The sequence below is a fragment of the Micromonospora sp. genome, assembly GCF_048594385.1.
Lineage (GTDB): Bacteria > Actinomycetota > Actinomycetes > Mycobacteriales > Micromonosporaceae > Micromonospora > Micromonospora wenchangensis.
In genome coordinates this window covers 1-14943 of sequence record NZ_JBMDWU010000011.1, presented here as the reverse complement: position 1 = coordinate 14943, position 14943 = coordinate 1, and the positions used below count along the sequence as shown (strand labels likewise).

Below are 14943 nucleotides of genomic sequence, written 5' to 3'. Positions count from 1 at the left end.
CTCCGGCGCGGACGCGCCGGCCGAGGCCACCGCCGACTGACCCGACAGCACCGACGACATCCCCCGGCCGTCCGACGGTCCGGGGGATGTCCCGTCTGCGCCCGTGGACACGTCGCCCCGGCGGCCCCACGCCCTACCGGGCCCCGCGCCCCTGCCGGAACCCGCCCGGAGGCGGCACACACCGGTGGCCGACGTCCCAGCCGGGGCGGGCCGGGAGCGGCAGCCGCCGGGGTGGAAAGGATGATGGACCCATGCCGGAACCGTTGGACGCCGCCCTGACCGAGGTCCGGGCGTTGCTGCTCGACCCCGCCCTGACCCGTGCCGTCGCCGCCGGCCGACGCCGGGGCCAGCGCCCCTCGGTGGTACGGGCCGAACTCCGCCCGGTCGCCCTCAAGGCCGGCCCCCGGTTGCAGATCTCCACGTCCGACGGCGCCCGGCCGTACACCCGGAACGTGGCCCCCGGCGCGGAGGCCGGCGCGGCGGTCGACGCGCTGCTCGCCGAGCCCTTCGGCAACTGGCACGTCGAGACCGCCGGGGCGACCCTCCAGCTGCGGGTGACCAAGTCCGGCGAGGCGCAGGTGCACCGGGCGACGGCCAGCCGGCCGGCCGCGCCGACGGACGGCCACGACCGGGCCAAGGAGTACCTGCTCGACCCGGGTGACCCGATCTTCGCCGAGATCGGCGGCAACGCCGCGAAACGTCGGCAGGTGGACGCCTTCCTGCGGGCGCTGGCCGCCACCCTGCCCGACGACCTCAGCGGGCGGCTGCGCGTGGTCGACCTGGGCTGCGGCAACGCCTACCTGACCTTCGCCGCCTACCGCTACCTGACCGGCCGCGGGCTCGACGTGGAACTGGTCGGGGTGGACGTGCGGGAGGACCAACGGCAGCGCAACAGCGAGCTGGCCGAACGCCTCGGCTGGGCCGACCGGGTCACCTTCGTGGCCGGGACGATCGCCGACGCGGTGGTGGAACCCGCCCCCGACCTGGTGCTCGCCCTGCACGCCTGCGACACCGCCACCGACGAGGCGCTCGCCCGCGCGGTGCGCTGGAACGCCCGGTGGGTCCTCGCCGCGCCGTGCTGCCACCACGACCTCGCGGCGCAGCTACGCGCCCGGCCGGCCCCGGCACCGTACGAGCTGCTGACCCGGCAGGGCATCCTGCGGGAACGCTTCGCCGACGTGCTCACCGACGCGCTGCGGGCCGGGCTGCTGCGGTCGCACGGCTACCGGGCCGAGGTCGTCGAGTTCGTCGACTCCCGGCACACCCCCCGGAACCTGCTGATCCGGGCCCGCCGGGCCGGCACCGGCGGCGGCGACCCGCAGACGGCCGAGTACCGGCAACTGGTCGACCAGTGGCAGGTGACCCCGCGACTGGCCACGCTGCTGGCCGACCCGGACGGGGACGCCGTGCGGGACGGTGGGGCGGTCACCGCGCCGCGCTGAGCCGGGTTCAGCGCCGCCGGCCGCCGGGGCGCTCCCCCGGCCCCCGGTCGACGATCGAGGAGATCCGCTGACGCGGCCCCCGCTCGTCGTCGCCGGGCGCGGTGGGGAACGGCACCACGGTGCCGGACAGCTCGGCGTTGCCGGCGGCGGCGAACGCGTTCCAGGAGATGTCGACCAGGAGCCGTTTGAGTTCGGCGTGCCGGACAGCGGCGCTGCGTTGCAGGGCCAGCCGGACGCCGAGCAGCACCCCCACCAGGGTGGTGGTGACGGCGCCGGCGGCCGCCAGCACGTGCGCCCCGGTCACCGCGTCACCGGTGAACACCAGCACCAGCAGCCAGCTCCAGAAACCCAGGGCGAACACCGCCGCCTTGACGACGAAGAAGAGGCTGACCGCACCCGGGCGGTGCGGCACCGGACGGTCGGACTCGGCCATGCTGCTCCTCACCGGATGCGCGACGGGTGGACGGACCCGCCGGATTCAATTGACCTACGGCAACTGACGCTGCGTCACGACCGGCACCGCAACCGGCCACGACCTGCGCCGTTACCCCGGATGGACGTCGTACGGGCGCTCGGACGACCGGTACGGGGAATTGCACCGGACCGTCGTCGTACTACCCTCGGAGGGCGCACCGGACACCCCGGCTCCCACCCGAAGAGGACGATCTCCAGGCATGGGTTCGACAGAGGTTTCACCCCAGATGGCGTTCGCCCGCTTCGTGCGACGGGCCATCGACGACGCCCGTGACGAGCGGGGTTGGACGGTGAGCGACCTCGCTGCCCACACCGGTGTCGGTCGGTCCACCGTGTTCCGCTGGCTCGCCGGTGACTGGCAGGACTACCCCGAGCTGGCCAAGGTGCGCGGTTTCTGCGCCGCCCTCGACCTGCCGGTCGCGGCGGCCTTCCGGGCGCTCGGCCTGCCCGACTCGGGGCCCACCCCCCGCCGCCGCGCCGACGACGGGCCGGTGGAGGCGGATGTCCGGGTGATCCTCGACCGGCTGGCCGATCCGGCGGTACCCGCCGAGGAGAAACACCACATCCGGGACCTGCTGCGCTACCTGGCCCGCCGCCCGGTCCGCCGCGCCGGCTGACCGCCGTGCCGTCCCCCGGTCGATCCGGGCCGCGCCGGGGCCCGCCTGCCCGGGGCCACCGGCCTCAGCGCACGGTCAGGGTGAACTCGGCGGGGCGCACCACGCCCGCCACCTGGAAGTCCAGGTACATCCGGTAGCTGCCGGGTCCGGGCGCGGTCAGCCAGAACGTCACCGTGTCGATGGCCGGCCCCGGGCCCGGGTGCACGTGCAGGTAGCCCAGGTCCCCCTCGCGGAGGGCGACCAGATGCCCGTACGCGCCGAGGTAGCGCTCCAGGGCGGCGGGGCGTCCCGCCGGGTCCCGGACCGTGAACCGCAGCGGCACGGCGGCGCCCACCTGCGGGGTGCCCTCGTAGTCGACGGTGAACCCGTCGACGGCCGCCCGGGTGGCCGGGGCGGGCAGCGGGCGGGGCGCGTACTCCCCCGGGGCGACCAGGTCCACGCCCAGCGTCGCCGGGGTCTGCCGGCCGTCGTCGGCGACCGCCGTGAAATCCGTGTACGCCCGCCAGACGCCCGGCTGCGGCAGGGTCAGCGGGATCGACCAGGTGCCGTCGGCGGCCATCGTCGGGTGCAGGTGCTGGAATCCGGTGAGGTCACGGCGTACCACCACCAGATGCATCGGCTTGTCGTGCACGATCGCGAACCGGGTGACCGGCCGGCGCTGCGCGTCGCGGATCTGGAACCGCAGTTCACCGGCCCGCCCGGCGGTGAACTCCCCGCCCGACGGGGCGAGTGTGTAACCGCCGGAGCTGACGGACAGGCCGGTCGCCGCATCACCGGAGGAGTCCCCGCCGGTGCCGTCGTGCTGGTGCGCCCCGGTGCCCGGAGCGTGGGTGTGGTCTCCGGCGGCGGTCGCGGCGGTCGCCGCGGTACGGTCGGTCGGCCGCCCGTTGGCCCGGCCGAGCCCGAAGCCGAGCAGGACGGCCAGCACCAGACCGCCCACCACCAGCGCCAGCCGCAACGTGGCCCGGTCCGGCCCCATCGTCGACGCCCCGTCCCCGGCCGTAGTCCCGGCTGACAGGGTCCATCCGCCGGGTTCCGCGCCGCCCGATTCCTGCTGGTCCGCCGGCTGCGCGCTACCTCGGTCCTGCTGGTCCGCCGGCTGCGCGACCCCTGCGTCGCTGCCCCGGTCCTGCTGGTCCGTCGGTCGCGCGGTGCCCGCGTCGGCACCCCGGCCCGGCCGGCCCGCCCGGGTGTCCTGGTCGGGGGCCGGGCCGCCATGGCCCGCCGGGCCGGCGGGCCGGGTGACGGATCGCTGGTCGGCCATTCGCCCACCGTACCGTCGACCCCGCCGGCACCGGAGCGACGGCCGGACACCGTGGCGGCGGTCGCATCACGGCCGGCCGGGGAACTTTTCCCCCGCCCCGTCGACCGCCGGTAGGTCCGCGACCCGGATCGACCCACCGGCTGCCGGCGGCGTGGGATGGCCGCTCGCCGCCTCGGTCGACCCGAGCCGGATCGGCCGGTGGTCGACCCCCCGGCGGAGCCGCTCACCGCCACCATCGACCCGGGCCTGGGTCAGCCGGCGACGGCGAGGGCCAGCGGGAGGACGTCGGGGGCGCCGGCCCGGCGCAGCAGGCGGGCCGCCATCGTCATCGTCCACCCGGAGTCGACCAGGTCGTCGACGAGCAGCACCGGGCCGTCCAGCCCGGCCAGCGCACCGGCGAGCTCGTCGGTGACGGTGAAGGCGTCGTGCAGGGCGCGTACCCGCTGGGCGCTGTTGCCGCGCGGCCCGCCGCCCCCGGCCGGACCGGTGGGGATGACCAGGCCGAGCAGTGGCAGCCGACCGACCGTGGCGATCCGCTCGGCGAGCGACGCGACCAGGGTCGGATGGCTGCGGGAGCCGACCGCGACCACCCCGGCCGGGCGGCGCGGCCACGGGTCGTCGCCGTGGGCCCAGGCTTTCAGCACCTCCACCACGGCCGCCGCCACGTCGTCGGGCACCGGGCCGTCGGCCGTGCCGGGGCCGACCAGGGCACGCAGCCGGCCACCCCAGCCCAGGTCGGACAGCCGCCCCACGGCCCGACCGGCCAACGCCTGCTCCGTCGGCGGAATCCGCCCCTTCAGCGGTACCCCGACCGCGTCGAGGCCGGTCGGCCAGAGCTTCTTGGGGGCGATCTGCACCCCGGGGCGACCGAGGAAGGTCTGCGCGGCGGTCAGCGCGGGGTCGGACACGTCGGCGGTGAACAGGGGCGCGGCGCAGCGGTCGCACCGGCCGCAGTCGTCCGCCCCGCTGTCGTCGAGACAGTCCCGCAGGTACCGCATCCGGCAGCCGAGCGTCGCGGCGTACTCGCGCATGGCCTGCTGCTCGGCGGTGCGGGCCTCGGCGACGCGGCGCAGTCGGGCCTCGTCGTAGGTCCAGGGTTCGCCGGTGGCGAGCCAGCCGCCGCGCACCCGGCGGACCGCGCCGTCGACGTCAAGCACCTTGAGCATCAGTTCGAGGCGGGTCCGGCGCAGGTCGACGATGGGTTCGAGAGCCTGGGTGGAGAGCGGCCGGTCGGTGTGCAGGGCGGCCAGCACGGCGCGTACCTGCTCCTCCGGCGGGAAGGCGAGCGAGGCGAAGTATCGCCAGATCGCGGCGTCCTCGACGCCGGGCAGCAGCAGCACCTCGGCGTGTTCGACGGCCCTACCGGCACGGCCGACCTGCTGGTAGTAGGCGATCGGCGAGGGCGGCGCACCCAGGTGCACCACGAAACCGAGGTCTGGCTTGTCGAACCCCATCCCCAGCGCACTGGTCGCCACCAGCGCCTTGATCTTGTTGTCGAGCAGGTCCTGCTCGGCGGCGCGACGGTCGGCGTCCTCGGCCTGGCCGGTGTACGAGGCCACCGACCAGCCGCGCCCGCGCAGGAAGTCGGCGGTCTCGGTGGCCGCCGCCACGGTGAGCGTGTAGATGATCCCCGAACCGGGCAGCGCGTCCAGGTGGTCGGCGAGCCAGGCCAGCCGGTGAGCCGGGCTGGGCAGGTCGAGCACGCCGAGGCGCAACGACTCCCGGTCCAGGGTGCCCCGCAGCACCAGCACGTCGGCCCGTCGTTTACCTGCGTCGGCGGGCGACGTGGCAGGTTCGGCGGTCGGCGCACCGCCGTCGGCGCGCGGCCCGGCGGGCGACACGGCGCGGTCGGCGGGGGGTGCGGCGCGGGGTGCGTGGTGGTCGGCGGTGGGTGGGGTGGGTTCGGTGCCGAGTTGTTCGGCGACGTCCCGGGTCACCCGCTCGTTGGCGGTGGCGGTGGTGGCGAGCACCGGGGTCCGCTCCGGCAGGTTGCCCAGGAAGGTACGCAGCCGGCGGTAGTCGGGCCGGAAGTCGTGCCCCCAGTCGGAGACGCAGTGCGCCTCGTCGACCACCAGCAGCCCCGTGGTGGCGGCCAGCCTCGGCAGGACGGCGTCCCGGAAGTCGGGGTTGTTGAGCCGCTCGGGGCTGATCAGCAGCACGTCCACCGTGCCGGCGTGGATCTCGGCGGTGATCTCGTCCCACTCGTCGAGGTTGGCGGAGTTGATGGTGCGGGCCCGGATGCCGGCGCGGGCCGCCGCCTCCACCTGGTTGCGCATCAACGCCAGCAGCGGCGACACGATGACCGTCGGCCCGTGCTCGCCGCGTTCGCGCAGCAGGGCGGTGGCCACGAAGTAGACCGCCGACTTGCCCCACCCGGTGCGCTGCACGCAGAGCACCCGCCGTCGGTCCACCACCAGCGCCTCGATGGCCCGCCACTGGTCCTCCCGCAGCCGGGCGTGCGCGCCGGCCAGCCGCCGCAGCACCTCCTCGGCCCGCTCCCGCACTGCCGCCCGATCCCCACTCATCCGGCATTCCTACCACCCCGACCGGACACCCCGACCTCCCACGCAGTTGATCAAGAGGTTTGCGTCATGATCCGCGCTCAGGGTGACGCAAAGTTCTTGATCACCGGGGCGACCGGGCGGGGCGGGGCGCCTTGTTGGTGGTCCTTGACCCCAGGGGCCACCCTGGGTGGCAGAGCCCTCACCCTCTGGAGGCAGGCATGCGTTGGCTCATCATCCTCGTCGTCGTACTCGCGGCCCTCGCAGCCGTGGCATGGTGGCGTCGTGGCCGCCGGTCCGCGACCGACGGGGACCAGCAGGTACGTGACCTGGCGGCATCGGAGCAGGCCCGCCGCCGCCTGGACGACCACCGGAACCCGCCGGACGGCAGTAACCTCCGCAGCACCGGGGGCGGGAGTCTCTGACCGGACTCCCGGCGGTACGCCGTCGCACCGGCAGCGACTGATCCACGTCCCTACCCCGGTCGGCGCGCCCGCCCGGGGACCCGGGTAACCCCACCCCCCTGGGCCGATGTTGCGGGGACCGGGCGAAGGAATACCGCACCATCGGCGACACAGCGCGGATCAAGCGCCTCGACCACCCGGTGCGCCGGGCTATCGCGGCGACTTCCCGGGCCCGGCCCACCACGTCCAGGTGCCCGGGGTGAAGGGGTCGAAGCTGCCGGGGTAGACGGCACGTACCCGACCGGCGCTTCCTGCCGGCGGCACCCTGTCAACGCCCATGCCCCGACTCTAGGGTGCCGGCCGCCGTCTCGATCGACTCCTGTGGGCCGATGTAGCGGTGTCCGAGCGAGGGGACACCGCCACATCGACGACACAGCCCGCACCAACCCGAACCACCCGCCGAATCAGCGGGTGGGGAGGCCGGCGCGGGCGGCGACGGCGGTGTCCGGCTGGTCGGCGAAGACGCCGTCCAAACCGAGACCGAGGAAGAGTTCGTACTCGGCGGTGATGTCGCCCCGGGCGTTCGGGTCGGCGCCGATCCGGAGGTCGACCGGGAGGAACTGGTTCTCGGCGCGGAACGTCCAGGCGTGCACCAGCAGCTTGTGCCGGTGCGCGTCGCGGACCACCGTGGTCGGGGCGAGCAGCTTGCCGGTGGCGTCCCGGGGGATGATCAGGTTCTTGTTGAGGCCGACCCCGTCGGCGTACCGGGCGATCCCCCGCAGGCCGGCGGCGGTCGCCAGGTCCTGGTAGGTGCGCGGGTCACCGGCGGCGGTGAAGTCGTACGGCCGGCCGGTGGCGTCGAGGAGCTGGACCAGCGGCACGTCGATCATGCGGTCGAGCGTGCGCAGGTTGGCGGTCTCGAAGGACTGGATGAAGACCGGGTCGTCGCGGTGGGTCAGCTTGTTGCGGCGCAGCACCGCGACCAGCGGCTCCTCCAGCGGCAGCCCGATCGAGGCGAAGTAGGTGGGGTGCTTGGTCTCCGGGTAGACGCCGATGGTGCGGCCCCGCGCCTTCGACTCGGCGCGGGCCAGGTCCAGCACCTCCTGGAAGGTGGGCACCGCGAACCGGCCGTCGAACGCGGTGTTCGCCACCCGCACCTGGGGCAGCCGCTCCTTGGCCCGCAGCGTCTTCAGCTCGGCCAGGGTGAAGTCCTCGGTGAACCAGCCGGTGACCGGCACCCCGTCGATGGTCTTGGTGGCCTTGCGGCCGGCGAACTCCGGGCGGGCCGCCACGTCGGTCGTACCGGAGATCTCGTTCTCGTGCCGGGCGACCAGCACCCGGTCCCGGGTCGAGACCAGGTCGGGTTCGATGTAGTCGGCGCCCATCCGGATCGCCAGCCGGTACGCCTCCAGGGTGTGTTCCGGGCGGTAGCCGCTGGCCCCCCGGTGGGCGATCACCAGGGGCCGGTGGGTGGCCCGGTCGGCGCGGTCCGCATCGTCCTCGCGGGCCGAGGCGGCGCCGGGAACGGCCACCGGGACGGCGACGGCCACGGCGAGCAGCGCGCCGGCCACACCGAGAGCGGAAAGGGTACGTCGCAACGCGGTCTCCTTGGTCGTATGGGCACCCGGCCGAGCGCCGGTACGCCCCAACGGGCGCTCACAGCAGACCGGGCGCGGCTGACCGACAGTTGGTCGCCGACTGGCCGCCAGGTGAACCCTGCGGGGAAACCGGGACCGGGCCGGGATACGCGATTCACCGACCCGATCCCGCCGTAATCGACAGGATTGTCTGGTGCGCCGGTTCCTTCGTCACCCCGTCCGGCTGGTGCCGTTCGGTTTCCTGGTGACGATCGCGATCGGCACCGGCCTGCTGATGCTGCCCTGGGCCACCAGCGCGCACCGCTACACCCCGCCGGTCACCGCGCTGTTCACCGCCACCTCGGCGGTCTCGGTCACCGGCATGGCGGTCACCGACACCCCGAACTACTGGAACGGGTTCGGGCTGGTGATGATCACCGTGCTCACCCAGGTCGGCGGGCTGGGCATCCTCACCGGCGCGGCCCTGGTCAGCCTGGCGGTCACCCGGCAGCTCGGGCTGCGCAACCGGTTGCTGGTGCAGGCCGAGACGGCCGAGTACGGCCCGGCAGACCTGCGCCGGCTGCTGCTGCGCATCGCCGGCACGGTGTTCGGCTGCGAACTGGTGATGACCGCGGTGGTCACCGCCCGGCTCCGGCTCGCCTACGACTATCCCCCGGGCCGGGCGCTGTGGTCAGGGGTGTTCCACTCGATCCAGGCGTTCAACAACGGCGGTTTCACCCTCTACACCGACGGGCTGGTCGGCTTCGCCCGTGACCCGTGGGTGGCGCTGCCGTTGGCGTTCGGCGCGGTCGTCGGCGGGTTGGGCTTCCCCGCGCTGTTCGAGGCGTTCCGCCAGCGTCGCCGACCGGGCCGCTGGGCGGTGGCTACCAAGCTGACCGTCTGGGGCAGTGTGGTGCTGGTGGCGGTGGGCTTCGTCGGGCTGCTCACCACCGAGTGGGACAACCCGTTCACCATCGGCACCTACGACACCCCGGACAAGCTGCTCGCCACGTTCACCCAGATCGCGCTCAGCCGTACCGGCGGATTCGACGTGATCGGCGTGGCCGCGCTGCGTGAGGAGAGTTACCCGCTGCTCATCGCCCTGATGTTCATCGGTGGTGGCAGCGCCAGCACCGCCGGTGGAATCAAGGTCTCCACGTTCTTCCTGCTCGGCTTCGTCATCTGGGCGGAGCTGCGCGGCGAGCCGGACGTCACCGTGGGCCGCCGCCGGATCGCGGTGGCCAGCCAACGCCAGGCACTGACGGTGGCGCTGCTCAGCGTCGCGCTGGTGACCGTCGGCACGCTCGGCCTGACCGTGCTCACCACCGACGTCCGGTCCAACGAGACGCTGTTCGAGGTGACCTCGGCGTTCAGCACCGCCGGCCTCACCGTCGGGCTCACCCCGCACCTGCCCCCCTCGGGGCAACTGGTGCTGACCGTGCTGATGTACGTCGGGCGGATCGGGCCACTCACCCTCGGCTCGGCGATCGCGTTGAACACCCGACGCCGGCTGTACCGCTATCCGAAGGAGCAACCCGTTGTCGGCTAGGGACGAGGGCGACGGCGACATCGCCGTGATCGGGCTGGGCCGGTTCGGTTGCCACCTGGCCGGGGCGTTGACCCGGCTCGGCCACCAGGTGCTCGCCGTGGACCGCGACCCGGACCGGGTGCAGCGCTGGTCGGTGTCGCTGGACCGGGTGGTGCAGGCCGACGCCACCGAGGAGCAGGCGCTGCGGCAGCTCGGTATCGGCGACTTCACCCGGGTGGTGGTCGCCATCGGCGCCTCGGTGGAGGCCAGCGTGCTCACCGTGCTGGCACTGACCGAGGTGGGCGTACCGCAGATCTGGGCGCGGGCCACGTCCCGCAAGCATGCCAAGATCCTGGCCTCGGTCGGCGCCCACCACGTGGTCTTCCCGGAGGCGGAGACCGGGGAACGGGTGGCCCACCTGATCGTCAGCCGGATGCTCGACTTCATGGAGTTCGGCGACGACTTCGCCATCGCCAAGGTGCCGGTGCCCCCGCCGCTGGTCGGTCACCGGCTGCGGGACCTGGCCGTGCAGGAACGCTACGGGGTGATGGTGGTCGGTGCGAAACCGGCCGGGGAACGCTTCCGGTACGCCGACCCGGACACGGTGCTCGGACCGGGCAGCATCCTCGTCGTCGAGGGCGGGATCGCCCAGGTGCAGCGGTTCGCCGCCCTACGCTGACCGCACCGACCTCCCGCCGCGACCGGGTCGCAGCCCTCGGCCTCAGCCCCGGGGCCCCTTGCCGGGACCGCCACCCGGACCACCGCCATCTGCGCCCTTGCCTCCCTTCCCCGTCACTTTCCCGCTTTTCCCTTGGCCGCACCCGCTCCCTTACCCGCCGCCGGGCCCGGCCCCTTGCCCGGCTTCTCGGCCTTCGGCTTGGGTTTCGCCGGCCCGGCCGCGCCGGAACCGCCCTTGCCTGACGTCTTCGCCGGTTTCTTGGCCGCCGGCTTCTTCGCCGCCGGTGGCTTCACCACGGGTGCGCTACCGGCCACCCCGGAGACCCGTACCCCGCAGCTCGAATCGCCGACGGTGAACTCCAGCGGCAGCGGGTTGCCCCCGGTGTACCGGCCGGTCAGCGCGACCGTCTCCGACCCGCCCGGGGCCAGCGCGGCCCGCCCGGCCGACGGGGTGACCCGCACCATGCGACCCTCCTGGCGTATCCCGGGGGTGGTCGTGGTGACGGTCTGCTGGCCGGGGAACGCGAAGCTCATCGTCCAGTCCCGCAGCTCCCGGGGACCGGTGTTGGTCAGCGTGAGCTGGGCGGCGAAGTCCTTGCCGGAGTCGCTGCGCAGCGCGTACTCGACCTCGCACCCGATGGTCTCGGGCAACCCCATCCGGGCCTCGGTGGGCGGGTCGACGCCACCGCTGGCGGGGCTGCGCGAGGTCACCCCCCAGATGGCCGCGGTGACGGCGACGAGGCTCGCGGCGGCCACCCCGGCCTCGATCCGCCGGCGGCGGGCAGCGGCCCGGCGGGTGCGGGTACGGCCCGAGAAGGGCAACGCGTCGGTGTCGGCCGACCAGGGCAGGATCGTGGTACCGGCGTTGGCGAGCAGTGCCGGGTCACCCCGCCCGGGTGCCGGTGGGACGGGCACCGCCGCGACCATCCCGGCCGCCGAGGCGAGGGTACGGGCCACCTCGGCCGTCGACGGCCGGTCCTCGGGGCGCTTGGCCAGGCAGCGGCCGACCAGCTCGACCACCTCGTCGGGGAGCCCGCGGACCGGGGGCATCGGCTCCGGGTCGTGGTACATGTGCGCCCGCAGCATCTGCGTGGTGGTGCTGGCCTGCCAGGGCAACCGCCCGGTGAGCATCCGGTAGAGCAGCAGCCCGACCGCGTACACGTCGGTGGCCGGGGAGACCTGGCCGTTGTCGAGGCGTTCCGGGGCGAGGTAGGCGGGGGTGCCGAGCAGTGCGCCGTCCGGCCCCTTCTCGCTCTCCCCGACCAGTGCCGAGATGCCGAAGTCGACGACCTTCACCCCGGTCGCCGTCAGCATCACGTTGCCCGGGGTCACGTCGCGGTGCACCACCCCCCGGGCGTGCGCGGTGGCCAGCGCCGAGGTCACCTCCGCGCCGATCGTCACCGCCTCCCGCCAGGGAAGCTGCCCGTCGCGGCCGAGCCGCGCGGTGAGCGGGCCACCGTCCACCAGCTCCATCACCACGTACGGCACGGTCAGCCCGACCTGCTCGGACTCGCCGTAGTCGTACACGTTGGTGATGTTGGGGTGGCAGAGCCGGGCGGCGGCCTGCGCCTCGATCCTGATCCGGTGCCGGAAGGCCCGGTCGCTGGCCAGCCGCGAGGCGAGCACCTTGACCGCGACCTGACGGCCGAGCACCTGGTCGTAGCCGCGCCACACCACGGACATGCCGCCCGCGCCGAGCTGCTCGATCAGCCGGTACCGCTCACCGAGGAGCTGGGCGGCGTTCCGGACTCCTGCACCCATGGTCGACCGAGTTGCCCGGGACGGCCCGGCCTACACCTCGGTGGTCGTAATCGGTCAGGAAAGTCACCCGATCAGGCGGTCGCGAGCAGTTGGTCCACCGGGGCGTAGTCGTCGGTCAACACCAGCGCGCCGTCGACGAACCGGGTCACCTCGCTGCCGGCGAGCATGTCCGGGATCTTCGCCACCGTGCCCAGCCGGGTCCGCAGCGCCTCCAGCGGCAGCGGGGCGTTCGAGGCGACGATGAGGAAGTTGCTGCCCTGCCGCCCGGCGATCGCCTCCGGCGGCGCGACCAGCGCCAGGTGCTCGAACTCGGCGGCCACGGTCGCCAGCTCCGAGCGGATGAACCGGCCCGGCGGGTAGTCGATGACGTTCTGCACGTAGATGCCGCCGGGGCGGAGCACCCGGTCGACCTCCGCCGCCATCTCCCGGGTGGCCAGGTGCCACGGCACCACCAGGTGCCCGAACGCGTCCCCGACCACCAGGTCCCGGCTGTCGGCCGGCTCGCCGCCGACCAGCATCCGGGCGTCGCCCACCTCCGCCCGCAGCCCCGGCCCGGTCCGGACGCCCAACTCCCGCCGGTCCAGGTCGACCAGCTCACCGTCGATCTCGAAGACCACGTTGTCGGTGCCCGGCCGGGTGGCGCTCAGGTAGCGGGGCATGGTGAACCCGCCCCCGCCCAGGTGCAGCGCGTCCAACCGCTGCCCCTTCGGGGCGAGCACGTCGGCGACCGCGCCGATCCACTGCGTGTACTCGTACTCCAGGTGCGTCGGGTCGTTCAGGTCGACGTACGAGTGCTGTGCCGAGTTGAGGTAGAGGGTGCGCCCGCCGGCCCGGTCCGGATCACGTTCCACCCGGGCGCAGTGGTAGGCGGTCTCCACGTCGCACGGATTCGGCGCGACCGCGCTCAGCCCCGCCGCGACCAGTCCGAGCACCGCCAGGGCGGCCTTCGCCCGGGTCGGTCCGGGCAGCGCGGCGGCCTCCTGCCGACGCAGGTAGACCCCGAGCGCCAGCCCGGCCACGCCGAGCGCCACCGCCAGCCCGATCAGGATGACCGTACTGGGCAGCGCCGCCACCAGCACGAACCCGGTGATCAGGGTGGCGGTGATGCCGCCGAGGGTGCCGATGCCGGACAGCCGGCCGACGACCTGCCCGGTACGCCGTAGGTCGGACAGTTGCAGCTTCACCACCAGCGGGGTGACCGCCGACAGCAGCGCCGCCGGCACGAACACGGCCAACGCGGTGAGCAGCAGGATGCCGCTGACCGCGCCGCCGCGCAGCAGCTCACCGGCGTACCTGACCACCGGCAGGGTGACCGCGGCGGCGATGCCGGCCAGGATCAGCGCCGGGGCGAGCAGCCCGCGCGGGTCCCGCCGGTCGGCCAGCCAGCCGCCCGTCCACGCCCCGTACGCGATGGCGGCCAACGCGATGCCGATCACCGAGCTGGTCACCTGGAGGGTCACCCCGACGTACGGGCCGACGAGCCGCAACGAGACCGTCTCCAGTACCAGCACCGCGCCGCTTGCGAAGAAGACCAGGAACGCGGCGAGCCCGTTGGGCAGGGCCCGGGAGGGCGTCGGCGCGGGAGGCGTCGGAACTGTCACGACGTCGGACGATGAGCTGCTCACCGTCGCGATGCTACGTCCCGTTCCTGGGCCCGACGGTCAGTACATCGAAAGATGAACATGGTTTGTGTGGTCGGCGGCCGGGCTGCCCGACCCGCTGTACGCCCGCCAGCCGGTGTTCGGCATCCAGATCTGCCGGTACCAGATCACGTAGAGAACGCCGAGCCGGTTGGCGTTGTTCTTGAAGTAGTTGGCCAGGCTGTCGCCGTACGCCTTGTCCCCGCCGGTGGCCGTCTCGTCCTTGAAGCCGCTGGTGGCGGCCGAGAAGTCGCAGGCCCGCCCCTTGGGGTGTTCGCCGCCCCCGCCGCTGCGGTGGCAGGAGACGTACCGCTTGTAGCCGGCCGCCTTGGCCTGCTGCATGGCGTGCAGGGTGCGCGGGGTGATGCAGCCGGAGGTGGTCGGGTCGTTCACCGAACACGACTCGCTGGGCCACGACCCGTCGGAGTTGCGCGGGGCCGGCTTCGCCGAACTCGATCCGCCGCTGAAACCGGCGCTGCTGCCCGAGCTGACGGTGGCCAGGGCGCGTTCCGCGTCCCGCTTCTTCTTCGCCAGCGTGGCGAGCTGCTTCTGCTGCTCACGGACCTCGGTGTTGATGGCGAGGGTGGCCTCGGCGGCGGTCTGCCGGGCCTCGGCCAGGGCGCGGAGCTGCTTGCCGTCCCGCTGGGCCATCATGTCCAGGTCGGCGGCCCGCTTGAGGAACGCCTCCGGGCTGGCCGTGTTGAGCAGCATCGACGTCGGCGTCAACCGGCCCACCCGGTACGACTGCGCGGCCACCTCGCCCACCTGGGTGGTCAGCTCACCCAGCCGACCCTCGATCACCTTCAGCTCGGCGGTCAGCGCGGCCTGCCGCCGCTTGGAGGTGTCCAGCTTGGCCTTGGCCTCGATGTGCCCCTTCGCCGCCGCCGTCAGCGCGTCCTTGAGCTGCTTGGTGCCACCCTCGCCGGGCTCCGCCGCGGCGGGCACCGCGCCGACGCCGAGCAGCAGCGCCGCCGCGACGAGCAGCACGGTCAATGGCCGGGTCAGGTTGGTCCTGGGCACGCAGGTGTCCTTCCCTCTGCCGCCGACGCCCGGCCGT

The 14943-nt window shown here is 73.9% G+C and carries 12 protein-coding genes; 5 read left to right on the top strand and 7 right to left on the bottom strand.

What is annotated here, in order from left to right:
- The first annotated feature begins 251 nt into the window (after positions 1 to 251).
- Positions 252 to 1442, top strand: a complete 1191-nt coding sequence (locus ACOJTC_RS00495) for a class I SAM-dependent methyltransferase (RefSeq protein WP_420115301.1) — start codon at positions 252 to 254, stop codon at positions 1440 to 1442.
- Positions 1443 to 1449: 7 nt separating this feature from the next.
- On the opposite strand, the gene ACOJTC_RS00490 is transcribed toward ACOJTC_RS00495, so the two are convergent.
- Positions 1450 to 1875, bottom strand: coding sequence for a hypothetical protein (locus ACOJTC_RS00490; protein ID WP_204924807.1), 426 nt, complete (start codon positions 1873 to 1875; stop codon positions 1450 to 1452).
- Between the two features lie 241 nt (positions 1876 to 2116).
- Between ACOJTC_RS00490 and ACOJTC_RS00485 the strand changes: the two genes are divergently transcribed.
- Positions 2117 to 2533, top strand: coding sequence for a helix-turn-helix domain-containing protein (locus ACOJTC_RS00485; RefSeq protein WP_088644737.1), 417 nt, complete (start codon positions 2117 to 2119; stop codon positions 2531 to 2533).
- Between the two features lie 64 nt (positions 2534 to 2597).
- Here ACOJTC_RS00485 and ACOJTC_RS00480 read toward each other — a convergent pair whose 3' ends face one another.
- Complete coding sequence (locus tag ACOJTC_RS00480; RefSeq protein ID WP_420115300.1) at positions 2598 to 3797, bottom strand: hypothetical protein; 1200 nt, start codon at positions 3795 to 3797, stop codon at positions 2598 to 2600.
- Positions 3798 to 4048: 251 nt separating this feature from the next.
- Positions 4049 to 6322, bottom strand: a complete 2274-nt coding sequence (locus ACOJTC_RS00475; protein ID WP_420115299.1) for a DEAD/DEAH box helicase — start codon at positions 6320 to 6322, stop codon at positions 4049 to 4051.
- Positions 6323 to 6519: 197 nt separating this feature from the next.
- Here ACOJTC_RS00475 and ACOJTC_RS00470 point away from each other — a divergent pair, with 197 nt between their 5' ends.
- Entirely contained in the window at positions 6520 to 6723 is a 204-nt protein-coding gene (locus ACOJTC_RS00470) for a hypothetical protein (protein WP_420115298.1), read from the top strand.
- Between the two features lie 443 nt (positions 6724 to 7166).
- On the opposite strand, the gene ACOJTC_RS00465 is transcribed toward ACOJTC_RS00470, so the two are convergent.
- On the bottom strand, positions 7167 to 8300 hold the full coding sequence (locus ACOJTC_RS00465; protein WP_420115297.1) for a glycerophosphodiester phosphodiesterase: 1134 nt from the start codon (positions 8298 to 8300) through the stop codon (positions 7167 to 7169).
- Positions 8301 to 8493: 193 nt separating this feature from the next.
- On the opposite strand from ACOJTC_RS00465, the gene ACOJTC_RS00460 reads away from it, so the two are divergent.
- Positions 8494 to 9828: a TrkH family potassium uptake protein gene (locus ACOJTC_RS00460; protein WP_420115296.1), complete on the top strand. Its 1335-nt coding sequence runs from the start codon at positions 8494 to 8496 to the stop codon at positions 9826 to 9828.
- Positions 9818 to 10486 (top strand): potassium channel family protein, encoded by a 669-nt coding sequence (locus ACOJTC_RS00455; protein ID WP_232377629.1) that lies wholly within the window; start codon positions 9818 to 9820, stop codon positions 10484 to 10486. The genes ACOJTC_RS00460 and ACOJTC_RS00455 overlap by 11 nt, the downstream gene beginning before the upstream one ends.
- A 113-nt stretch (positions 10487 to 10599) precedes the next feature.
- On the opposite strand, the gene ACOJTC_RS00450 is transcribed toward ACOJTC_RS00455, so the two are convergent.
- The 3 genes from ACOJTC_RS00450 to ACOJTC_RS00440 all read right to left on the bottom strand — a co-directional run bounded on the left by ACOJTC_RS00450 (position 10600) and on the right by ACOJTC_RS00440 (position 14906).
- Positions 10600 to 12246, bottom strand: coding sequence for a protein kinase domain-containing protein (locus tag ACOJTC_RS00450; RefSeq protein ID WP_420115295.1), 1647 nt, complete (start codon positions 12244 to 12246; stop codon positions 10600 to 10602).
- A 71-nt stretch (positions 12247 to 12317) separates the two neighbouring features.
- Positions 12318 to 13871, bottom strand: a complete 1554-nt coding sequence (locus ACOJTC_RS00445) for a fused MFS/spermidine synthase (protein ID WP_420115294.1) — start codon at positions 13869 to 13871, stop codon at positions 12318 to 12320.
- 36 nt (positions 13872 to 13907) lie between these two features.
- Entirely contained in the window at positions 13908 to 14906 is a 999-nt protein-coding gene (locus ACOJTC_RS00440) for a coiled-coil domain-containing protein (protein ID WP_420115302.1), read from the bottom strand.
- Between the last annotated feature and the right edge of the window lie 37 nt (positions 14907 to 14943).